General features: G+C 72.2%; 20 protein-coding genes. 13 read left to right on the forward strand and 7 right to left on the reverse strand.

Annotated elements, in window-relative coordinates; translation table 11 throughout:
- The 3 genes from CF8_RS01190 to CF8_RS01200 form a co-directional block, all read right to left on the reverse strand.
- The coding region (locus CF8_RS01190) for a hypothetical protein (RefSeq protein ID WP_198016926.1) at window positions 1-1,028 on the reverse strand (1,028 nt) is incomplete at its 3' end.
- Window positions 1,025-2,446 carry a calcium-binding protein gene (locus CF8_RS01195; RefSeq protein ID WP_010831314.1) on the reverse strand — a complete coding sequence of 474 codons (1,422 nt, stop codon included), beginning with the start codon at window positions 2,444-2,446 and terminating at the stop codon, window positions 1,025-1,027. The genes CF8_RS01195 and CF8_RS01190, both read right to left, overlap by 4 nt.
- Before the next feature lie 27 nt (window positions 2,447-2,473).
- Window positions 2,474-3,328 (reverse strand): class I SAM-dependent methyltransferase, encoded by an 855-nt coding sequence (locus CF8_RS01200; protein WP_010831315.1) that lies wholly within the window; start codon window positions 3,326-3,328, stop codon window positions 2,474-2,476.
- Between the two features lie 28 nt (window positions 3,329-3,356).
- Here CF8_RS01200 and CF8_RS01205 point away from each other — a divergent pair, with 28 nt between their 5' ends.
- Complete coding sequence (locus tag CF8_RS01205; protein WP_036489957.1) at window positions 3,357-4,082, forward strand: hypothetical protein; 726 nt, start codon at window positions 3,357-3,359, stop codon at window positions 4,080-4,082.
- Window positions 4,083-4,345: 263 nt separating this feature from the next.
- Here the strand turns inward: CF8_RS01205 and CF8_RS01210 are convergent, their stop codons facing one another.
- Window positions 4,346-5,143, reverse strand: coding sequence for an HAD family hydrolase (locus CF8_RS01210; RefSeq protein ID WP_010831317.1), 798 nt, complete (start codon window positions 5,141-5,143; stop codon window positions 4,346-4,348).
- 178 nt (window positions 5,144-5,321) lie between these two features.
- Between CF8_RS01210 and ssd the strand changes: the two genes are divergently transcribed.
- The 8 genes from ssd (at window position 5,322) to CF8_RS01245 (ending at window position 10,300) form a co-directional block, all read left to right on the forward strand.
- Window positions 5,322-6,341, forward strand: a complete 1,020-nt coding sequence (ssd, locus tag CF8_RS01215) for a septum site-determining protein Ssd (RefSeq protein WP_036491855.1) — start codon at window positions 5,322-5,324, stop codon at window positions 6,339-6,341.
- Entirely contained in the window at window positions 6,341-7,492 is a 1,152-nt protein-coding gene (locus CF8_RS01220) for a TadA family conjugal transfer-associated ATPase (RefSeq protein ID WP_010831319.1), read from the forward strand. Before ssd ends, CF8_RS01220 begins: the two co-directional genes overlap by 1 nt.
- On the forward strand, window positions 7,492-8,259 hold the full coding sequence (locus CF8_RS01225) for a type II secretion system F family protein (RefSeq protein ID WP_010831320.1): 768 nt from the start codon (window positions 7,492-7,494) through the stop codon (window positions 8,257-8,259). The genes CF8_RS01220 and CF8_RS01225 overlap by 1 nt, the downstream gene beginning before the upstream one ends.
- The gene (locus CF8_RS01230) at window positions 8,256-8,960 is read left to right on the forward strand and encodes a type II secretion system F family protein (protein ID WP_010831321.1); all 705 of its coding nucleotides are present in this window, start codon (window positions 8,256-8,258) and stop codon (window positions 8,958-8,960) included. Before CF8_RS01225 ends, CF8_RS01230 begins: the two co-directional genes overlap by 4 nt.
- Window positions 8,961-9,021: 61 nt before the next feature.
- Window positions 9,022-9,168, forward strand: a complete 147-nt coding sequence (locus tag CF8_RS21800; protein WP_156887121.1) for a hypothetical protein — start codon at window positions 9,022-9,024, stop codon at window positions 9,166-9,168.
- Window positions 9,169-9,351: 183 nt separating this feature from the next.
- Window positions 9,352-9,564, forward strand: coding sequence for a DUF4244 domain-containing protein (locus tag CF8_RS01235; RefSeq protein WP_051204084.1), 213 nt, complete (start codon window positions 9,352-9,354; stop codon window positions 9,562-9,564).
- Window positions 9,565-9,602: 38 nt separating this feature from the next.
- Window positions 9,603-9,932: a TadE family type IV pilus minor pilin gene (locus CF8_RS01240; protein WP_232211556.1), complete on the forward strand. Its 330-nt coding sequence runs from the start codon at window positions 9,603-9,605 to the stop codon at window positions 9,930-9,932.
- Window positions 9,929-10,300 (forward strand): Rv3654c family TadE-like protein, encoded by a 372-nt coding sequence (locus tag CF8_RS01245; protein WP_010831323.1) that lies wholly within the window; start codon window positions 9,929-9,931, stop codon window positions 10,298-10,300. The genes CF8_RS01240 and CF8_RS01245 overlap by 4 nt, the downstream gene beginning before the upstream one ends.
- Before the next feature lie 6 nt (window positions 10,301-10,306).
- Here CF8_RS01245 and CF8_RS01250 read toward each other — a convergent pair whose 3' ends face one another.
- Together CF8_RS01250 and CF8_RS01255 are read right to left on the reverse strand one after the other, a co-directional pair.
- Entirely contained in the window at window positions 10,307-10,612 is a 306-nt protein-coding gene (locus CF8_RS01250; protein ID WP_010831324.1) for a hypothetical protein, read from the reverse strand.
- 9 nt (window positions 10,613-10,621) lie between these two features.
- Window positions 10,622-12,958 (reverse strand): DEAD/DEAH box helicase, encoded by a 2,337-nt coding sequence (locus CF8_RS01255; protein ID WP_036491860.1) that lies wholly within the window; start codon window positions 12,956-12,958, stop codon window positions 10,622-10,624.
- Between the two features lie 158 nt (window positions 12,959-13,116).
- Here CF8_RS01255 and CF8_RS01260 point away from each other — a divergent pair, with 158 nt between their 5' ends.
- The 3 genes from CF8_RS01260 to CF8_RS01270 all read left to right on the forward strand — a co-directional run bounded on the left by CF8_RS01260 (window position 13,117) and on the right by CF8_RS01270 (window position 17,495).
- Window positions 13,117-13,452: an STAS domain-containing protein gene (locus CF8_RS01260; protein ID WP_036491863.1), complete on the forward strand. Its 336-nt coding sequence runs from the start codon at window positions 13,117-13,119 to the stop codon at window positions 13,450-13,452.
- A 151-nt stretch (window positions 13,453-13,603) separates the two neighbouring features.
- Complete coding sequence (locus CF8_RS01265; protein ID WP_010831327.1) at window positions 13,604-15,916, forward strand: sodium-translocating pyrophosphatase; 2,313 nt, start codon at window positions 13,604-13,606, stop codon at window positions 15,914-15,916.
- A gap of 121 nt (window positions 15,917-16,037) precedes the next feature.
- Entirely contained in the window at window positions 16,038-17,495 is a 1,458-nt protein-coding gene (locus CF8_RS01270; protein ID WP_010831328.1) for a DUF7059 domain-containing protein, read from the forward strand.
- 19 nt (window positions 17,496-17,514) lie between these two features.
- Here the strand turns inward: CF8_RS01270 and CF8_RS01275 are convergent, their stop codons facing one another.
- Window positions 17,515-18,339, reverse strand: coding sequence for a hypothetical protein (locus CF8_RS01275; protein ID WP_010831329.1), 825 nt, complete (start codon window positions 18,337-18,339; stop codon window positions 17,515-17,517).
- Window positions 18,340-18,597: 258 nt separating this feature from the next.
- On the opposite strand from CF8_RS01275, the gene topA reads away from it, so the two are divergent.
- Window positions 18,598-21,330 (forward strand): type I DNA topoisomerase, encoded by a 2,733-nt coding sequence (topA, locus tag CF8_RS01280; protein ID WP_010831330.1) that lies wholly within the window; start codon window positions 18,598-18,600, stop codon window positions 21,328-21,330.
- The last annotated feature ends 52 nt before the right edge of the window (window positions 21,331-21,382 follow it).

A 21,382-nucleotide genomic window follows, 5' to 3' on the forward strand; every position in this document is an offset into this window, starting at 1 on the left:
CCCTGCCCCCCGCGCAGCCGGTTGCGGCGGCCGCTGCCGATCAGCACGGTCTCGCGTGCGTAGGCCGTCGCGTGCTCCACACCGCGGACGTCGGCCACGCCGCCCATCGCCAGCGTGCCGGCCCGCAGGGACAGCGAGAGGTAGCCGTCGCGCTCGAGCCGGACCTGGTCGCTGCCGCGGCCGAGGTCGAGCCCGCTGGTGTCCTCGAGGCCGCCGATGACCTGGACGACGTCGTCCCCGCCACCCATGTCGAGGTCCACCAGCGGGATGCTGCCGCGACGCGTGAGGACGGTGACCTCGTCGGGTCCGGGGGTCCCGGTGAGGATGAGGTGGCCGTCCGCCCGGGTCGCCGTCAGCTTCTCGATCGAGGACCACGTGTGGGTCCGGACGTCGTCGCGGGTCGCCCCCGTTGCCAGGTCGATCTGCCAGGTGGCGCGGCCGAGGTCGAGGACCACCGCGTCCCGAGCCGCTCCACCGTCGATCACCCCGCCGAGGGGCATGGTGTCGGGGGCGTCGATGAAGTCGCCGCCGGCGTCGCCGTACACCTCGTCGGGGCCGCCGTGGCTGATGAGCGTGTCGCGACCGCCGCCGCCGTGGAGGACGTCACGGTCGGTCTCACCCCGAGGGCCGGCGGAGACGGTGTCGTGGTCGGAGACCGGGCTGCCGTGGAACTCGTCGGCGCCGGGACCGAGGTTGGCCTCGACCGGCCAGCCGCGCGGCGCGAGCGTCGCGTCCACGACGTCGTCGCCGTCACCGGCGTTGACGGTCAGGCCCCGCGTGACGCGGGCACCCATCCCCTTGCCGGTGACGCAGACGAGGTCGTCGCCGCCGCGGGGGAAGACCGACTGCGAGTTGTTGGTGACGATCACGTCGCGACCGTCGGTGCCCCTGATCGGACTGCCGTCTCCGACGATGGTCGCCCCCTCACCGCGACACGTCTCCCCGGCGGCCGCGGCCGGGGCGGTGGGTACGGCGAGCGAGGCGCCGAGCAGCAGCGCGGCCAGCGACGTGGTGCGTGCGGTGCTCATCGCTCGCAGGACTTGCGGACCTCGGTGCGGCACAGGTCGCGGCCCTTGCTGCCGATGCCGATGTCGCGGCCGGCGTCGCCGAAGATGCGGTCGTTGCCGCTGCTGGCATCGAGCCGGTCCCGGCCGGGACCGCCCCGCAGCAGGTCGTCGCCGCCCCTGGCATCGAGCTTGTCCCTGCCGGGACCGCCGAACAGCCGGTCGTCGTTGTTGGAGGCCCGCAGGAAGTCCTTGCCCGCGCCGCCCTTGAGGCGGACGGGCTCGTCGACGCAGTCGGGCGGGGTGCCCTCGAAGGGGAACCGGTACAGCATGTCGTTGCCTCCGCGCCCGTCGAGCTTCACCGAGCACGGCCCGCCGATGAGGCGGTTGTCCCCGTCGTCGCCGGTGAGGTCGGCCTCGCGGCCTTCGGCGAAGACGTCCTCCACCCCGGTGAGGGAGGACGGTGCTGACCCGTCCAGGGAGAAGACGCCCTCGGACAGGTCGACGACAGCGCGCTCGGTGTGGGTCGTCAGCCTGTCGTGCCCGTCGCCCAGCGCGACGCTGCTGCCGGTCGAGGGTGCGACCGAGAGCTCCAGCAGGTCGTCCCCGGCGGCCAGGTCGACGGCATAGGTCGCCGCGGCGGCGCCGTAGATCGAGACGGCGTCCTCGCCCGAGCCGCCGACGACGGTGAGGCGCGCGCCCGGCTGGACGCTGCGGATGCCGACGCTCTCGAGCCCGGTCCAGCGGGAGTGGGCGACCCCGTCGCGGGTGGCTCCCGTGGCCGTCGAGACCTGCCAGGTCGCGGCGTCGACCTCGAGGCCGGCGTTGTCCCGCCCGCCGCCGCCGTCGATGCGTCCCTCGGCCGTGAGTGGCCCGTGGACGCCGAGGGAGTCATCTCCCTCGCCGCCGACGACCACGTCGGGATTCGGGGTGGTCGTGACCTGGCCTGCCGGGGCGGGCGTCCCGCTGGTGATGGCGTCGATGTCACCCGCCGTGTCGATCACGTCGCGCTCGATGTCGATGCCGCCGGCATAGCCGTCGGCTGCCAGCAGGCCGCCGTAGACGACGTCGTAGGAGGGGCCGCCGAGGAACTCGTCGGCGCCCGCACCGAGGACGGCCTTGAGCCGGGTGCTCCCGGCCCCCGAGGCATCGACCACGTCGTTGCCCGGCCCGGCATCGACGGCGGCGTCGATGTAGGCACCTTCCGACATGGAGGGCGCCGTGACGCAGATCAGGTCGTCACCTGCCCCCGCGTCGACCTTGGCGGCCGCGTTGGTGACGATCACGTCGCGACCGTCGGTGCCGGTGACCGTCTGGTTCTTCGCGCCGACGATGGTCGCGGCCTCGCCGCGACAGGTCTCGCCGACGGCGTTGGCGCCGCCGGTGGGGGCGAGGAGCGTGGCTCCCAGCAGAAGTGCGGTGAGTGTCGTCGTACGACGCATGAGATTCCCCCGGGACAGTGGAGCTGCCTAGCGGAAGTCGATCAGCAGCATGTCGGTGTCAGTGCCGTCCGAAACGATCGGACCTTCCTGTGATGCGCCCGATCCCGGTTCGGTTGCGACCTCGGTCGCCTCGTCGCGCTGGTCGATGACCTTCGCGCGGAAGCACTCGACGACATAGGGCAGTTGCATGCCGTCGTGGCCGCGGCCGTAGTCGTCGTAGAGCGCACGCACCGCGTCGAGCTTGGCCTCGCGCTCCTCCGCGGGCAGCGAGGCGATGTAGGACCGGGACGCGACGATGTCGACGAGGGTGTCGCGGGTGACGTCCTGCCAGAAGGCGAAGGTCTTGGCCTCGACGCCCTCGAAGAGGTCGCTGTCCGCCAGGACCTCCTGCGAGCCCGACGTGTGCATCTGCTCGCCCATCACGTCGAGCAGCTTGCGCACCCAGGGGATCCGCTTGTCGAAGAAGTTCCAGACGAGCGCGACGTGGCCCCCGGGCCTGAGCACCCGCGCCATCTCCGGCACGGCCAGGTCGTGGTCGAACCAGTGGAAGGCCTGGGCCGCGACCACGACGTCGACACTGCGGTCGTTGGCCGGGATCTGCTCGGCGTCGGCGACCTTGGCGCTCACCTCGGGGACCTGCTCCCGCAGCACCGCGAGCATCGCCGGGTCCTTCTCGGTCGCGAAGACGGCGTGGCCCTGGTCGACGAGCTGTCGGGTCAGCTTGCCGGTGCCCGCGCCGAGCTCCAGCACGATCTTGGCGTCGCCGTCGAGCAGCCACGCGACCGCGTCGGCGGGGTAGGAGGGGCGGCCGCGGTCATAGGCCTCGGCCACGGGTCCGAAGGCCCCGGAGAGCCGCTTCATGTCGGGCTGCTCGTCAGTCATCCGGCTCAGGCTACTAGCGTCCTCCTCCATGACCGACCCCGTCGCTTGGCTCGTGGACCTCGAAGGCGTGCCATCGGCGTACGCCGCTGCGCGCGACGGCATCGACGTGATGCTGCGCGACCGCGGACTGCGCCGCACCTCACCCGAGATGACGGCCGAGTCGCTGCTGCGCGGCGCCCACGCCACGGCCGTGCTCGAGGGGTCGGCCTCGTCGCTGGCCGAGATCCGCGCCGGCGACGGCGACGCGATCGCCCAGGACGCGCTGCGGCTCTCGTCCTCCCAGCTGGCGCTGGCCCCGCTGCTCCGGACTGCCCCGCTGCAGGCGATCGCCCGCCTGCACGCGGTCGTCGCGGGCGGCTCGCTGCCGTCCGAGTCGCTGGGACGCCCGCGGGACGCGGCCTCCGCCGACCGCCTGCGCGGGGTCGCCGAGCTGCTGCTGTCCGACACCGCCGCCCCGGCGCTGCTCGTGGCAGCCATCGTGCACGCGGACGTCGCGACCGCCGCGCCCTTCGCCTCGCACAACGGCATCGTCGCCCGCGCGCTCGAGCGGCTGGTGCTCGTGGCGCGCGGCGTCGATGCGAAGTCGCTGGTCGTCCCCGAGGCGGGACACCTGGCCCTGCGCGCGCAGTACGAGTCCAACCTGCGGGCCTACGCCGAGGGCGGGCCGCGGGGCGTGCACGCGTGGGTGATCTACGCCGCCGAGGCGTTCGCCGCGGGTGCTGAGGCGTCCCCGCTGCGCCGTACGGCCGAATAGGCCAGCTCTCGGCCGGGAAATGCGAACGGCATCCGACCACGGGGATCGGATGCCGTCGCTGACACGTGAAGACTCGGCTATCAGGCGTGCATGTTCTAACTGCGGTCCCGGGCAATTCCCGGTGACACGCGACCTCTTCGAGAGGCTAGATCGCCGCGTGGGTACCCGGCTCACGTGCAAACTCTTGAGTTGTTGTCTTCGTTTGTACGCCGTCCGGAGCCCACTCACAAGGGTTGACATCGCGCGCCGATGATGTGTGCCCGCTATTCGTCGACGCGCCGCTTGCGGGCGTTCGCCCACATGACACCGCCCGCGGCGAGGGCGCCCCCGACGGCCAGGGCGGCCAGAGTCTGCCTGGCCGGCGGGAACGGCACCCGGCTGCGCAGCTCGACCGGCTTGTTGAAGACGAGCACCGGCCAGCCGCGCTCGACGGCGATCTTGCGGAGTTCCTTGTCGGGGTTGACCGCGTGGGCGTGGCCGACGGCCTCCAGCATCGTCACGTCGGTGACGGAATCGCTGTAGGCATAGCTGTTCTCGAGGTCGTAGCCGACGACACGAGCCAGCTCCTCGATGGCGCGGGCCTTCTCCTCGGCGTAGGCGTAGTACTCGATCTCGCCGGAGTACTTCCCGTCGACGATCTCCATCCGGGTCGCCACGACCCGGTCGGCGCCGAGCATCTCGCCGATCGGCCCGACGACCTCCGAGCCGCTGGTGGAGACGATCACGACGTCCCGGCCGGCGAGGTGGTGCTCCTCGATCAGGCTGACCGCCTCGTCGTAGACGAGCGGATCGACGATGTTGTGCAGCGTGTCGGCGACGATCTCGCGCACGGTGGCGACGTCCCAGCCCGCGCACATCGCCGACATGAAGCGGCGCATCTTCTCCATCTGGTCGTGGTCGGCGCCGCCGACGAGGTAGACGAACTGGGCGTAGGTGCTGCGCAGCATCGCTCGCCGGCTGATCAGCCCGCCGGCCTGGAAGGGCTTGCTGAAGGCAAGCGTGCTCGACTTCGCGATGATCGTCTTGTCGAGATCGAAGAAAGCCGCGGTGGGACGGGGCATGGCGCCATCGTAGGCGGGCGCGTGGTCGCTCGTGCGCACATCGTGGTCTTCCGTACGCCGCGGCGTCGGCCGTCGACCGGGTCGCGAACCGTCCACAGACGGGGTGCGTGCAGCCCTGTCCACAGGGGCGGTGCCGGTGGTCGGCGCGCTGTCCCCGGTGTGGGTCAGGGTCGAGGACATGCAGCCCCTCGTCCTCACCCGTGACCCGTCGCTCCTCGACGACCTGGCCCGGCTCGCCGCCGGGGCCGGCGTGCGGCTCGACGTGCGCGGCGACCCGGTCGCCGCCCTCGCGTCGTGGTCGGTGGCGCCGCTCGTGGTCGTCGGCGACGACCTGGTGGGTGAGGTGGCGGCCGTCGCGCCACCGCAGCGGGCGGGTGTCGTCATCGTCTCCACGGCGCCCGCGACCGAGGTGTTCCGCCTGGCGCTCGAGCTGGGTGCTGCCTGCGTCGTCGAGCTGCCGGCGGCCGAGGCACACCTGGGCGCGCTGTTCGCGGACGTGGAGGAGGTGCCGGGTCGCGGCCTCGTCCTCGGGGTCGTCGGCGGGTCCGGAGGTGCGGGTGCCTCGACGCTGGCGTGCGCGCTCGGGCAGGTGGGCGGGCGTGACGGCCCCTCGCTGGTGATCGACACCGATCCGGTCGGCCCGGGGCTGGACCGCCTGCTGGGCCTGGACGAGACGGCCGGGGTGCGCTGGCACGACCTGGCCACCTCCGCCGGCCGGCTCGGGTCCCGCTCCCTGCGCGAGGCGGTGCCGCGCCGCGACGGCGTCGGGGTGCTGACCTGGGCAGCGGGGGCGGCGACACCAGCGCCGCTCGCGCGGGTGCGAGACGTGCTGGCCGCGGGGCAGCGCGGTCATGCGCTGGTCGTGCTCGACCTCGCCCGTCAGGCGGGTGCCCTGTCGGCCGAGCTGATGGCGCGGTGCGACCTCGTGCTCGCGGTGACGCCGGCGACGGTCAGCGGGGTGGCGTCGACGATGCGGTTGATCGAGCCGATGGCCGACACTTCGCGGTGGCGGCTGGCGGCCCGGCGAGGTCCCGTTCCGGTGCGTGACCTCGCTGCCGCGACGGGCGTCCCACTGGCCTTCGAGGTGCCCGAGCAACGAGGGCTCGCCGAGGCCGTCGACCTGGGCCTCGGGCCTGTCCGCCATCGCCGCGCGCCCCTGGGCAGGGCGGTCGCCCGCTTCCTCGCCGAGGTCGCGTGATGGCAGACCTGGATGTCGGACTGGTCGACGACGTGCGCGAGCGGCTGGCCGCGACGCCCGGCGACCTGTCGCCGCACCGCGTCGCCGAGGCGATGCGCGCGGCCGGTCGACCGGTCGGTGACGCCACCGTGCTGGCCGTCCACGACGCGCTGCGTCGCGACGTCCTCGGCTCTGGTCCGCTCGAGCCGCTGCTGCGCCGGACCGGCGTCACCGACGTGCTGGTCAACGGGCCCGACCAGGTGTGGATCGACGACGGCGAGGGACTGCGGCTGACGTCGGTGCGCTTCCGTGACGACGCTGCCGTGCGGCGGCTCGCGCAGCGCCTCGCCTCGACCGGGGGCCGCCGGCTCGACGACGCCACCCCCTATGCCGACGTGCGGCTGCCCGACGGCACCCGCTTCCACGCGGTGTTGGCGCCGACGGCTCGCCCCGGCACGACGATCTCGCTGCGCGTCCCCTCGGCGCGGGCCTTCTCGCTGGACGACCTGGCGGCAGCAGGGTCGGTCAGCCCCGAGTGCGGCGAGGTGCTGCGCGCGATCGTCGGGTCCCGGCTGGCCTTCCTGATCAGCGGCGGGACCGGATCGGGCAAGACCACCCTCCTCGCGGCCCTGTTGGGACTGGTGGACCCGACCGAGCGGTTGGTGCTCGTCGAGGACGCCAGCGAGCTGCGCCCCGCCCACCCGCACGTGCTCGGCCTGGAGGCGCGCCCACCCAACATCGAGGGCGCGGGCGAGATCACCATGCACACGCTGGTCCGGCAGGCGCTGCGGATGAGGCCGGACCGGCTCGTGGTGGGGGAGGTGCGCGGTGCCGAGGTGGTGGACATGCTGGCCGCCCTCAACACCGGTCACGCCGGTGGCTGCGGCACCCTGCACGCCAACTCCGCGAGCGACGTGCCGGCCCGGATCGAGGCGCTCGCCGCGGCCGCCGGTCTGCCCCGCGCGGCGGCCCACAGCCAGCTCGCCTCCGCGCTCGATGCGGTCATCCACGTCGCCAGGGCGTCCGACGGGCGGCGCCACGTCAGCCAGGTCGGAGTGCCGGTGCGCACCGAGTCCGGGACGGTGACCATCGCCACGGCGGTCGCCTTCGGTAGCGACGGCCGGACGACCCGCGGGCCGGCGTCGGTGCTGCTGGCCGAGCGGATCGGCTGATGACGGGCCTGGCCGCGGCGCTCGCCGGGATCGCGGCGTGGCTGCTGCTCCCGCCGGCCCCGGCACTCAGCCCGGCGTGGTCGTGGCGACCGGTGCTGCTCGCAGGGGCCGCGCTCGGCGGCTGGGGGCTGGCGAGCGGCGGGGTGCCGATGCGTGCGGCGGTGGTCGCAGGGGCCGGTGCGGTCGCGACCGCAGGCGGTCGGCTGGTCTGGCAGCGCCGCCGGGAGCGACGCGAGCGCGGTGTGGCGGCGGCCGGGGTGCTCGACGCGTGCGAGGTGCTGGCCGCCGAGCTGGCCGCGGGCCGGCCTCCCGGGCACGCGCTGGCCGAGGCCGCCCGCCGCTGGTCAGGCCTCTCGCCGGTCGTCGACGCGTGGTCGCTGGGCTCCGACGTGCCGGCCGCCCTGCGCCGCGTCGCCGGCGTGCCGGGTGCGGGCGACCTCCGCGTGGTCGCCGCGGCCTGGCAGGTCGCCCACCACTCCGGCAACGGCCTGGCCCACGCCGTCTCGCGGGTCGCGACGCGGATCCGCGCCCAGCGCCAGACCCAGCGGGTGGTCACCTCCGAGCTCGCGTCTGCCCGTGCCACCGCGCGGCTGGTCGCGGCCCTGCCCGTCGTCGCGCTCGGGATGGGGTCGGGAGCGGGCGGCGACCCCTGGCAGTTCCTCCTCGACACCCCGGTGGGGTGGGGCTGCCTGGTGGGCGGGCTCACCTTCGCGGTCGCCGGACTGTGGTGGATCGAGGCCATCGCCGACCAGGCAGATCCACGATGAGCGTGCTGGCGGCGGTCGCCGCCGCGATGGCAGCCCTGCTCGCGTTCCCGCCCGGTCCGCGGCTGCGGCCTGCGCGGATCCCGTCGCCGGAGACGGGTGCCCGCCCCGGCCGCTGGCGCCCGGTGCTCTGCCTGTTCGCCGGCGTGGGTGCCGGCCTGTTCGTCGGAGGACCGGTCGGTGTCGCGGTCGCCCCTCTCGCTGCCGCCGGGGCGTGGATCGCGCTCGGACGCGCGGAGCCGGTCGCCGTACGCCGGGAGCGCGAGGTGGCAGCCCGCGAGCTGCCGCACGTCGTCGACCTGTTCGCGTGCGCACTGCGCTCCGGAGCGTCCCCGCAGGGCGCCCTGGCCGCCGTCCTGGGTGCGTCCCCCGGCCCGACCGCGAAGCGCCTGGACGGCTCGCTCGCGCGCCTCCGGATGGGGGTCGACCCGGTGCTCGTCTGGGGTGGGCTGGCGGACGACGACGTCCTCGCTCCACTCGGACGCACCCTCGCCCGGGCGGAGACCAGCGGCAGCTCGGTTGCCGACGCGGTCGAGCGCCTCGCCGACGAGCTCGAGCGGTCGGCGTCGGCCGCGGTCGAGGACCGGGCGCGCGCCGTCGGGGTGAAGGCAGCGGTGCCGCTGGGGCTGTGCCTGCTGCCGGCCTTCCTGCTGATCGGCATCGTGCCGACCGTGGCCGGGCTGCTCACGTCCTTGGCTCCCTGAGCGTTGTCGAGATCACTTTGACAGTGGCGGGGACGACGACGTCAATGTGTGGATCAACCGCATGCCCAGCGGCACCCACGTGATGTGCGGCGTCCCCGACACGGTGACGGCCGTCGGCAACGTCCGAGGGTTCTTCGAGCACGTGCGGGCCACGCTGCACGCCCACCTCCCCGAGTCGCGGTCCGCGGAGGCGCTCGCGGGCGTGTAGTCGCGGCCCGGTCGGGTCCCGACCGTCCCGACCGTCCCGATCGCGGGCCACCTTCCGTGCACAGGCCGGGCGCGGGGCGGGTCGTCCACAGGGGCCGGGGTCGTCGCCGACGCGATGGGGGTGGTCCGTCGCAGAGTCGGGGCGAGGGCCCGCATCGGGCGGGCCAGGACCGAGAGGCATCCCATGACCGACCACGCTCCCACCCTGCGCGCGCTGCCGAGTCGCGCGAGTTCGACCGCCGACGAGCGCGGCATCACCACGGCCGAGTACGCCGTCGGCACGGCCGCCGGTGCCGGCTTCGCCGGCCTGCTCTACAAGCTCCTCAGCGGTGGCTTCGGCGACCAGCTCCTCAAGACCCTGTTCGACCACGTCCTGGGACTCCTGGGGATCAAGTGACCCCACGTCCGCGAGGGCGCGCAGGCGAGCGCGGCGCGGTGACTGCCGAGCTCGCGCTCGGACTGCCGCTGTTGCTGGCTGTCACGGTCGGGCTGGTCTGGCTGCTGGCAGCCGCCTCCGCCCAGGTCCGGGTCGTCGATGCGGCGCGCGAGTCGGCGCGATCCATTGCGCGCGGCGACTCCGAGTCGGCGGCCCGGGCCGTGGCGACGCGGATCGCGCCGACCGGCGCGGCCATCGACGTGGCGCTCGAGGGCGGCCGCGTGTCCGTCACGGCCAGTGCGGAAGTGGATGGCCCCGGCGGACTGTTCGACTTCCTGCCCGGCGTGACGGTCAGCTCGCGTGCCGTCGCCGTGCTGGAGGAGACATGAACGGTCCAGCCCGGTCACGGCCCGGGGACGAGCGCGGAGCGGCGACCGTGCTCGTGCTGGCCGTCAGCGGGTTGCTGATGTTCGTCGGGCTCGGCCTGTCCGGGGTGGCGGCCATCGTCGTCACCCAGCGGTCGGCGCAGGGAGCAGCCGATCTGGCCGCACTGGCCGGGGCGTCGGCCGCGGTCGCGGGTGCGGACGCCTGCGCGGCAGCCGGTCGCATCGCTGCCGCCAACGGGGCCGCGCTCGCGGCGTGCCGGCTGACCGGGAGGGTCGTGACCGTCGCTGTGCGCGTCGACGGGCCACGACTCGTCGATCGCCGCTACGACGTCACGGCCGAGGCCCGCGCGGGGCCTGCGGTGTCGGGGTGAGGGGTCTCAGATCCGCTCGTCGGGGGTGGTGTCGTCCGAGCGCCGCTCGGCCTCCGCGCGGTCGAGCCGCTCGCTGAGCTTGTTCAGCTCCTTGCGCTCCTTGCGCTGGGCGATGCTGCGCTGGGTGCCCCACTTGAGGATCGACAGCCCCAGCAGGATGGCGGCCCCCGAGGCGACGCCGACGAAGAAGCTCTCCAAGGTGTTGACCTCGAAGCCGAGCAGCTCACCGCCCGCTCCGGGCTCGCTGACGAACAGCGCTGCCAGGATCGCGCCCGCGCCGACGATGATGAGGAGGATTCCGAGAATGACCATGGCGGCAGGCTACTCGGCGCGGGCGCCGGCGAGGAGCAGGTCGAGCAGCGCGATGGCGCCGGCCTTGTCGAGCGGGTTGTTCTGGTTGCCACACTTCGGCGACTGGATGCACGACGGACAACCCGACTCGCACTCACAGCTGGCGATGGTCTCGCGCGTGGCCGTGAGCCACTCGAAGGCCGCGTGGAACCCGCGCTCGGCGAAGCCTGCACCACCCGGGTGGCCGTCGTAGACGAACACCGTGAGGCGACCCGTGTCGGGGTGCATCGCGGTGGAGACGCCGCCGATGTCCCACCGGTCGCAGGTGGCGAAGAGTGGCAGCAGCCCGATCGAGCAGTGCTCCGCGGCGTGCGCCGCACCCGGGACGTCGGCCGCGACCAGGTCACTCTCGAGGAGCGCGTCGCCCGGCACCGTCCACCACACGGCGGTCGTCCGCAGCGACCGCTCGGGCAGGTCCAGCGGCTCCTCGCTGATGACCTCGCCGCTCGGTTGCCGTCGCTTGAGGAAGGAGACGACCTGGTGCGTGACGTCGACCTCGCCCATCGACAGGCGGCAGTCGTGCCAGTCGCGGTGCTCACGCTCGGCGACGATCGAGATGTCGGTGACCTCCCGGGCCGACGTCGAGTAGGGCAGGTCGGCGGGGTGCATCACCGCGACGTGCTCCTCGAGGTCGAGCGACTCGACGAGCCAGGTCTCGCCGCGGTGGACATAGACGGCGCCGGGGTGGGCCGTGCCGTGCGAGCTCGACCCGTCGACGGTGCCGACCACGCGCCCGGTCTCCGACTCGATCAGCTGGACCTGGGCGCCTCCGCTCGACCGGATGTCGGCGAGGTCGCTGGCCCGGCGACGGTCGGTCCAGAACCAGCCCTGCGGGCGCTTGCGCAACAGCCCACCCTCGGTGAGCCGGTCGACGACGGCCCGGGCGCCGTCGCCGAACAGGGGCAGGTCGCTGAGTGCCAGCGGGTGTTCCTGGGCCGCGGCGCACAGGTGTGGTCCGAGCACATAGGGGTTGCCGGGATCGAAGACTGTGGCCTCGACAGGCTGGCCGAGCAGCGCCTCGGGATGGTTGACGAGATAGGTGTCCAGCGGGTCCGCGCCGGCCACCAGCACGCCGAGCGCGTCCTGGGCGCCGCGGCCCGCGCGCCCGACCTGCTGCCACAGCGCCGCCCTGGTCCCGGGGAAGCCCGCGATCAGCACGGCGTCGAGCCCACTGATGTCGATGCCCAGCTCGAGGGCGTTCGTGGCAGCCAGCCCGGTCAGGTCACCGCGACGCAGCGCCGCCTCCAGCTCGCGGCGTTCCTCGGGGAGGTAGCCGCCGCGGTAGGACGCCACCCGGGCCGGCAACGACGGGTCGACGTCGGCGAGGAGCTCGGCGGCCGTCGCGGCCACCTGCTCGGCTCCCCGGCGGGAGCGGACGAAGGCCAGCGTGCGGATGTCCTCGGCGACGAGGTCGGCGAGCAGGTCGGCGACCTCGGAGGAGGCCGCGCGCCGCACGGGCGCACCGTTCTCCCCGGCGTAGCTCGTGAACGGTGGCTCCCACAGCAGCAGCGAGACCTGCCCGCGCGGCGAGTGGTCGGCGGTGATGGCGAGCACGTCGTGCCCGGTGAGCCGACCGGCGGCGACCTCCGGGTCGGCGACGGTGGCGGAGGCGAGGATGAAGGTGGGGTGGGCGCCGTACATCGCGCAGATGCGCCGCAGCCGCCGCAGGATGTGGGCGACGTGGGCGCCGAAGACGCCGCGGTAGTGGTGGCACTCGTCGACCACGACGTAGCGCAACGACCCGAGGAAGGCCGCCCAGTGGGCGTGCCGGGGGAGCAGCGAGTGGTGCAGCATGTCGGGGTTGGTCAGGACGTATTCGCCGAAGTCGCGGGTCCAGTCGCGCTGCTCGCGGGTGCTGTCGCCGTCGTGGGTGCAGGCGCGCACGTCGAGGCCCAGGGCGGCGATGTTGGTCAGCTGGTCGTTGGCGAGTGCCTTGGTCGGCGCGAGGTAGAGGACACCCGCCCCGCGCTCGCCGCGTCGGCCCCGCCCCTCGCGGATGGCCGTGAGGGCCGGCAGCTGGTAGGCCATCGACTTGCCCGAGGCGGTGCCGGTGGAGAGCACGACGTGCTGGCCGGAGTGGGCGGCGTCCGCGGCGACGGCCTGGTGCTGCCAGGGGGTCGTCGCACCGGCCCGCTCGAAGGCGGCCCGCACGTCGTCGGCGACCCAGTCCGGCCACGGCGCGAACACGGCCGGCCGGGGCGCCACCACCTCGAGATGACGCAGCCTGCCCTCGCGGCCCGGCACCGCCGTCAGGCGCGCCACGACCTCGTCCACCCGGCGATGCTGGGGTCCGTCGAGGGTGCTCACGTTGCGCAGTGTCGCAAACGGCACCGACACCGGAGCGCCGCGGCTCATCCCCAGGTCATGGGTGGGCCTGCGTGGATGCCGTGAGTCATGGTTTGATGACTCTCGGCAGCATTCGGGGCGTCCTGCTTCGAGTGGAGTTCTTCCGAATCGGAGCAGTCGTGGATCTGACCCTTGCGACCCGCGAGGAAGACGGTCGCGCCATCGTCGCGGTCGGCGGTGAGATCGATGTCTACACCGCGCCCAAGCTGCGCGACCAGATCACCGAGCTCGTCAGTGGCGGCTCCTACCACATCGTGATCGACCTCGAGGCCGTCGAGTTCCTCGACTCCACCGGCCTCGGTGTGCTCGTCGGCGGCCTGAAGAAGGTCCGCGCCCACGACGGCTCGCTCGAGCTGATCTGCTCCCAGGAGCGACTGCTCAAGATCTTCCGCATCACCGGGCTGGCGAAGGTGTTCGTGATCCACGACTCCGTCGACCCGTCCGTCGCTCGCTGACGCTCGCACGTCGCCGTACGGCGGTGCGGTCGTTCCGGCATGCCCGGAACACGCATGTGATGTGTGACACAGCCGTCCGCGTGATCCGGGTCACAGGTGCGTAGACTCCCGCGCGTTCGTACTTAGACGTTCCACTCCCAGGAGGACGCACATGACCGGGATCGATCCCGCTGTCGTGACGCTCACGGGCACCAACCAGCTTCTGGTCATCGTCGTCCTCGCGATCGCGCTCGGCGCGCTCGCGATGGCGGTGGTGTTCCGCAAGCAGGTGTTGGCCGCCGGTGAAGGCACCGACAACATGAAGACCATCGCCCTAGCTGTCCAGGAAGGCGCCAACGCCTACTTGACCCGGCAGTTCCGCACCCTCGGCATCTTCGCGGTGATCGCGTTCTTCGCGTTGCTCGTGCTGCCGGCGGACGACATGACCGTGCGCATCTTCCGCTCCGTGTTCTTCCTGGTCGGCGCCGGCTTCTCGTCCGCGGTCGGTTATCTCGGCATGAACCTCGCCGTCCGCGCCAACCTCCGGGTCGCGGCCGCTGCCGACAGCGTCGGACGCGAGCCCGCCATGACGATCGGTCTGCGCACCGGCGCCATGGTCGGCATGCTCACCGTCGGCCTGGGCCTGCTCGGTGCCAGCCTCGTCGTGCTCGTCTTCCAGGACACGGCCCCCGACGTGCTCGAGGGCTTCGGCTTCGGCGCCGCGCTGCTCGCCATGTTCATGCGAGTCGGCGGTGGCATCTTCACCAAGGCTGCCGACGTCGGTGCGGACCTGGTCGGCAAGGTCGAGCAGGGCATCCCCGAGGACGACCCGCGCAACGCCGCCACCATCGCCGACAACGTCGGCGACAACGTCGGTGACTGTGCCGGCATGGCTGCAGACCTCTTCGAGTCGTACGCCGTGACGCTGGTCGCCGCCCTGATCCTCGGTTCGCAGGCCTTCGGCGACAAGGGTCTCGTGTTCCCGCTGCTGATCCCGGCCATCGGCGCCCTCACCGCGGTGGCGGGTGTCTACCTCACCAGGCCCAAGGCGGGGGAGAACGGCCTGAAGACGATCAACCGTTCGTTCTACCTCTCCTCGGGCATCGCGGCGGTGGCCAGCGTCGTGCTGGCCTACGTCTACCTGCCCAGCAGCTTCGCCGAGTTCACGAACATCTCCGATGCGCTCATCGACGCCGAGGGCGATCCGCGGTTCATCGCTGCGTCCGCCGTCGTCATCGGCATCGTGATGTCCGCAGGGATCCTGGCGCTCACCGGCTACTACACCGGCACGGAGCACCGCCCCGTCAAGGACGTCGGCAAGACCTCGCTCACCGGTGCGGCCACGGTGATCCTCGCGGGTCTCTCGGTCGGCTTCGAGTCCGCCGTCTACACCACGTTGGTCATCGGAGCGGCCGTGTTCGGCGCCTACCTCCTCGGCGGCGCCGCGCTCACCGTGTCGCTGTTCGCGGTGGCGCTCGCCGGCTGTGGCCTGCTGACCACGGTCGGCGTGATCGTGGCGATGGACACCTTCGGTCCGGTCTCCGACAACGCACAGGGCATCGCCGAGATGTCGGGTGACGTCAGCCCGGAGGGCGCGCAGATCCTGACCGAGCTCGACGCGGTCGGCAACACCACCAAGGCGATCACCAAGGGCATCGCGATCGCGACGGCCGTGCTCGCCGCGACCGCCTTGTTCGGCTCCTACGCCACCTCGGTGTTCGATGCCTTGGTCGAGGCCAACCCGGCGCAGGACGAGTTCTTGCAGTTCGACGTCTTCAACCCGGCCGTCCTGGTCGGCGTCCTGCTCGGCGCCTGCGTCGTCTTCCTCTTCTCCGGCCTGGCGATCAACGCTGTCGCACGAGCCGCGGGAGCGGTCGTCTACGAGGTCCGCCGCCAGTTCCGGGAGATCCCCGGGATCATGGAGGGCACCGGTCGCCCGGAGTACGGCAAGGTCGTCGACATCGTCACCAAGGACTCGCTGCGCGAGCTCGTGACGCCCGGCATCCTGGCAGTGCTGGCTCCCATCGCGGTCGGCTTCGGCCTCGGCGCCACCGCGCTGGCGGGCTTCCTCGCCGGCGCGATCGGCACCGGCACCCTGATGGCCGTCTTCCTGGCCAACGCGGGCGGCGCCTGGGACAACGCGAAGAAGCTCGTCGAGGACGGTCACCACGGCGGCAAGGGCTCGCTCGCCCACGAGGCCACCATCATCGGTGACACCGTCGGCGACCCGTTCAAGGACACCGCCGGCCCGGCCATCAACCCGCTGATCAAGGTGATGAACCTCGTCTCGCTGCTCATCGCGAGCGCGGTTGTCTCCATGAGCGTGGGCGATGACCAGAACGACGTGCTGCGGATCATCATCGCCGTCGTCGCGGTCGGCATCATCGCCGCCGCGATCTACGTCTCCAAGCAGCGCGAGGTGTCGATCAGCGACGACGGTGACAACACTGGCTCCTCGTCGATGGCACCGCACGCCACCACCTGATCCACCCCAGCACGACGACGGCCCGCCGGGAGACCGGCGGGCCGTTGCCGTTCCACGGTGGCGCGGCGGTCACCGCAGGCGCCCGCGTACTCAACCTCGTGCACGCTGGAAGACTGTCGTCATGACCGCCGCCCCTGAGCTCACCCTGGCCACCGATCTGCGAGCAGCGCTCGTCGCGGCCGACTTCACCTACGACGCCGTGGCCGAGGTGCTGGGCGACCAGGGCCACCGCGCGCTGAGCCGCAACGAGACCACGCCGGGCGTACGCCGCACGGCGGACGGCTCCGCACTGAGCACGCTCACCCGGCTGTTCCTGCTCCAGACGCCGACCACGCACGCGGAGGCGGAGCGTGCGCTGCCCGGACTCGTGGACCGGCTCTGCAACGCCGGCCTGCTCGAGCAGAGCGTCGGCGAGGTCGCGGCTCGGATGGACGTCCGCCCCTACTCCACCGACGACGTCGACCTGTGGGTCGTCTCCGACCTGACCCCCGGCCTCGACGGCGCGCCGACCCGGGTCGGCGCCGACCACGTGCTCGGCATCTCCAGTGCCTCGACGAGCCTGGCCCAGCTGACGGTCCGCGACGAGGTCGGCCGCGCGCTGGACCTCGGGACCGGGTGCGGGGTGCAGGCCCTCCACCTCGCGACCCATGCGGCGAGCGTCGTCGCGACCGACGTCAACCAGCGCGCGCTGTGGATGACCCGCTTCAACGCGGTGCTCAACGGCGTTGAGGTCGACGTGCGCGACGGCTCCTTCTTCGAGCCGGTGGCCGACGAGAGGTTCGACCTGATCGCCACCAACCCGCCGTTCGTGATCAGCCCCGCGACCGGCGAGCGGCTCGTCTACCGTGACTCCGGGCTGCCCGGAGACCGCGTCGTCGAGGACATCGTCCGCGCGGCGCCGGCCCACCTCACCGAGCGCGGCCTGTGCCAGATCCTGGCGAACTGGTCGATCCTGCGCGGCACCGAGTGGGACGAGCGCCTCGCCTCCTGGCTGCGCGACGACTGCGACGCGCTGGTCATCCAGCGCGAGGTCATCGACCCGAGCGAGTACGTCGAGCTGTGGCTCAAGGACGAAGGCGTGCACGGCACCCCCGACTACCCGCGCCGCTACGACACCTGGCTGTCGTGGTTCGACGAGCAGGGCATCGAGGGCGTCGGTTTCGGCTGGATCAACCTCCAGGCAGGCGGCAGCGGACAGCACCGGCTCGAGGAGTGGCGCTACGACGTCGAGCAGCCGATCGGGCCGGCGATCGCCGACCACTTCACCGCGACCCGGAGCCAGATCGACGTGACCACGCACCTCGTCGCCCGGCCCGACGTGCTGCAGGAGACGCAGGGCCCGCCCGGCGCCGAGGACCCGGCCACCATCGTCGTCCGCCAGCAGCGCGGCTTCCGGCGAGCCCGCCAGGTCGACACCGTGGAGGCTGCCCTGATCGGCGCCAGCGACGGCGACCTGTCGGTGGCACAGATCCTCGATGCCGTTGCCGAGCTCACCGACCAGGACGGCGAGGAGCTGCGCGCGACCTACCTGCCGGTCGTGCGCGAGCTGGTCGACGAAGGCTTCCTGACCACGCCGTGACCCGGGTCGCCGCGCGCGGTCACGACGCCTCGTCGAGCTCGCCCGGCTCGGCGATCCGCGCGCTCGCCAGGGCCTGCTCGCGCAAGCGGAGGAGGGTACGGCGAGTGCGGGCCGTGAGCAGGTCGGGCCGGCCGAGCGCCTCGAGCTCGGGCGTGATCGGCCGTCGCCAGCCCGAAGATGCGGTCGCGGTCGGCCAGGTGACGCGCAGGGCCGCCTGCACGGACTTGCCGTAGGCACTGGGATAGGCCGTCAGCCCGAAGTGGTCCCGCAGCTGCGACTGGGTGCAGATCGCATGGCCGCTGCCGGGGAACCAGCCGTTGGCCTTGCCGACCGCCCACACGATCCCGGCGGCGACGTGGGAGGCGGTCGGCGCCAAGGAGACCGCCTCGCGGTCGACCTCCCACAGCGTCACCAGGGCGCGCCGGCACGCGTTGCCCCACTCCTCCACGTGCAGGAGCACGTTGGCACAACCGTCGAGAAGCTCCGCGACGGCCAGCAAGCGCTGCTGGTCGGACGCGCGCTCCGCGGTGGGCACGTCGGTGTCGTCGTCACCGAGGGGCTCGCCGCCCAGCGCCAGGAGGGAGTCGCGGCCGCCGGCCTGTTCGTCCAGCCACTCCAGCAGCCGGACGTGGACGGGGACCGCGGGTGACGGCGCGGGCTCCACCGGCTGCCGCTCGCGAGCCAGCGACCGCGCGAACTCGGCGTACGGGCCATCGGCTGCTTGTTCCGACCAGGTCTCGGCCAGACGGCCGCCGACGAAGACGAGGTGCGTGACGACGTCGCTCTGTGGGTGGACGGAGGGGTAGGACGGGGTGGACCAGGGGTCGTCATAGTGGTCGTGCACGGGTGCTCCTTCGGGTGGTTGTGGTGACGTGTCACGCTGGCACCACCGACCGACAATCGAGCTCGGTTATCCACAGACCCGGCCCCGGCCGCCCGTTGCACCGTCCATCCACAGGGACGCGCAGGAGTGGACGTCTCGATTTCACGCGCTACGGTTGCGGCGCAATCGGGTCGGCACTGGGGACGGACACCGGGATCTTGCGTCGCGGACTCACTGGGAGTCGCCCGACGATTCATTGGCAGGGAGCAGGAGAAACACGTGGCACACAAGCTGGTCATCGTCGAGTCGCCCAAGAAGGCGCAGATGATCGGCGGCTACCTCGGCAGCGGGTATGTCGTCGAGTCGTCCATCGGTCACATCCGCGACCTGCCCAACAACGCCGCTGACACGCCGGCCAAGATCAAGGACAAGCCGTGGGGCCGGCTCGCCGTCGACGTCGACAACGGCTTCGAGCCCTACTACGTCGTGCCGCGCGACAAGAAGAGCCACATCGCGAAGCTGAAGAAGCTGCTCAAGGACGCCGACGAGCTCTATCTCGCCACCGATGAGGACCGCGAGGGTGAGGCCATTGCCTGGCACCTCCTCGACGAGCTCGCCCCCAAGGGCATCCCGGTCAAGCGGATGGTCTTCCACGAGATCACCAAGTCGGCCATCCTCGCGGCGGCCGACAGCCCGCGTGAGCTCGACATGGACCTCGTCGAGGCCCAGGAGACGCGCCGCATCCTCGACCGCCTCTACGGCTACGAGGTCTCACCCGTCCTGTGGCGCAAGGTCATGTCCGGCCTGTCCGCGGGTCGCGTGCAGTCCGTGGCCACCCGGCTCGTGGTCGACAAGGAGCGCGAGCGGATGAAGTTCCGCGTCGCGTCCTACTGGGACCTCGAGGGCACCTTCGACGCCGGCAGCTCCCACGACCAGCGGATGTTCCCGGCCAAGCTCCACTCCCTCGACGGCGCCCGCGTCGCCCGCGGCAGCGACTTCGGCCAGGACGGCGTCCTGAAGAAGGACGGCATCGTCCACCTCGACCGCGCCCGCGCCGAGGCCCTGGCTGCCGCGCTCGAGGACACGACGTACGACGTCCGGTCGGTCGAGTCCAAGCCCTACCGCCGCTCGCCCTATGCGCCCTTCCGCACCACCACGCTCCAGCAGGAGGCCGGCCGCAAGCTCGGCATGAGCTCCAGCGTCACGATGTCGGTCGCGCAGCGCCTCTACGAGGGCGGCTACATCACCTACATGCGAACCGACTCCACGACGCTGTCGGGCACGGCCATCAACGCCGCCCGGGAGCAGGTTCTCGAGCTGTACGGCGCCGAGTACGTCCCCGACGCCCCGCGCACCTACGCCTCCAAGGTCAAGAACGCGCAGGAGGCCCACGAGGCGATCCGCCCGGCCGGCGACTCCTTCCGCACGCCCGCGCAGAGCGGCCTCACCGGCGACCAGTTCCGGCTCTACGAGCTGATCTGGATGCGCACGGTCGCGTCGCAGATGAAGGACGCCACCGGCCAGTCCGTCTCGATCCGCATCGGCGGGACCTCCTCGACGGGTGAGGACGCAGTCTTCTCCGCGAGCGGTCGCGTCATCACCTTCCACGGCTTCCTCAAGGCCTACGTCGAGGGCACCGATGACTCGTCGCAGCGCGACGACCAGGAGACCCGCCTGCCCAACCTGACCCAGGGCGAGGCCGTCTCGGCCGCGTCGGTCCAGGCCGCCGGGCACGAGACGAAGCCGCCGGCGCGCTACACCGAGCCGACGCTGATCAAGGAGCTCGAAGAGCGCGAGATCGGGCGCCCGTCGACGTACGCCTCAATCATGGGCACCATCGTCAACCGCGGCTACGTCTACAAGAAGGGCTCGGCGCTCGTGCCGGCCTGGCTGGCGTTCTCCGTCGTGCGACTGCTGGAGAACCACTTCCCGCGGCAGATCTCCTACGAGTTCACCGCCCGCATGGAAGACGTCCTCGACGACATTGCCGGCGGTCGCCGCGACCGCAAGACCGAGCTGGCCGAGTTCTACTTCGGCGGCGGCGAGATCGAGGGCCTGCACACGCTGGTCAACGAGCTCGGCGACATCGACGCCAAGGAGCTCGCGACCTTCCCGATCGGCGAGGGCATCGACCTGCGCGTCGGTCGCTACGGCCCGTACGTCGAGGGCCCCGGCCCCGAAGGCGACGAGGGCGCGCTCGTGCGGGCCAACGTGCCGGACGACCTGCCGCCCGACGAGCTGACGCTGGTCAAGGCGCGCGAGCTGCTCGCCAACCCGGCCGGCGAGGAGGCCGTGCTCGGCATCCACCCGGAGACCGGGCTGGAGGTCGTCGCCAAGAACGGCCGCTTCGGCCCCTACGTCACCGAGGTCCTGCCCGAGGACGCGCCCAAGTCGGCCAAGGCGCGCACCGGCTCGCTGTTCAAGTCGATGTCGCTCGACACCGTGTCGCTCGAGGAGGCCGTCAAGCTGCTCGAGCTGCCGCGCGTCGTCGGCGCAGGCGAGGACGGCGAGGAGATCACCGCGCAGAACGGGCGCTACGGCCCCTACCTCAAGCGCGGCACCGACTCCCGCTCGCTGACCAGCGAGGACCAGATCTTCGACATCACCCTCGACCAGGCGCTCGCGATCTACGCCCAGCCCAAGCAGCGCGGTCGCGGTGCCGCGGTCGCTCCGCTCAAGGAGCTCGGCAACGACCCGGTCTCGGGTCAGCCGGTGGTCGTCAAGGCCGGCCGCTTCGGGGAGTACGTCACCGACGGCGAGTACAACGCCACCCTGCGCAAGGACGACACCGTCGAGTCGATCACCCTCGAGCGCGCGGCCGAGCTGCTCCAGGAACGGCGCGACAAGGGCCCGGCGAAGAAGGCGGCCAAGAAGGGCGCCAAGAAGGCGCCGGCCAAGAAGGCCGTGAAGAAGACCGCCGCGAAGAAGACGACGGTCAAGAAGGCCACGACCAAGAAGGCTCCCGCCGCGAAGAAGACGGCGACCAAGAAGACGCCGGCGAAGAAGGCCTGATCGACCCCGCGATGAACTTCTACTCCTACGGGTGGAAGTTCATCGTCGCCCG

The organism is Nocardioides sp. CF8 (assembly GCF_000389985.1).
GTDB lineage: Bacteria > Actinomycetota > Actinomycetes > Propionibacteriales > Nocardioidaceae > Nocardioides > Nocardioides allogilvus.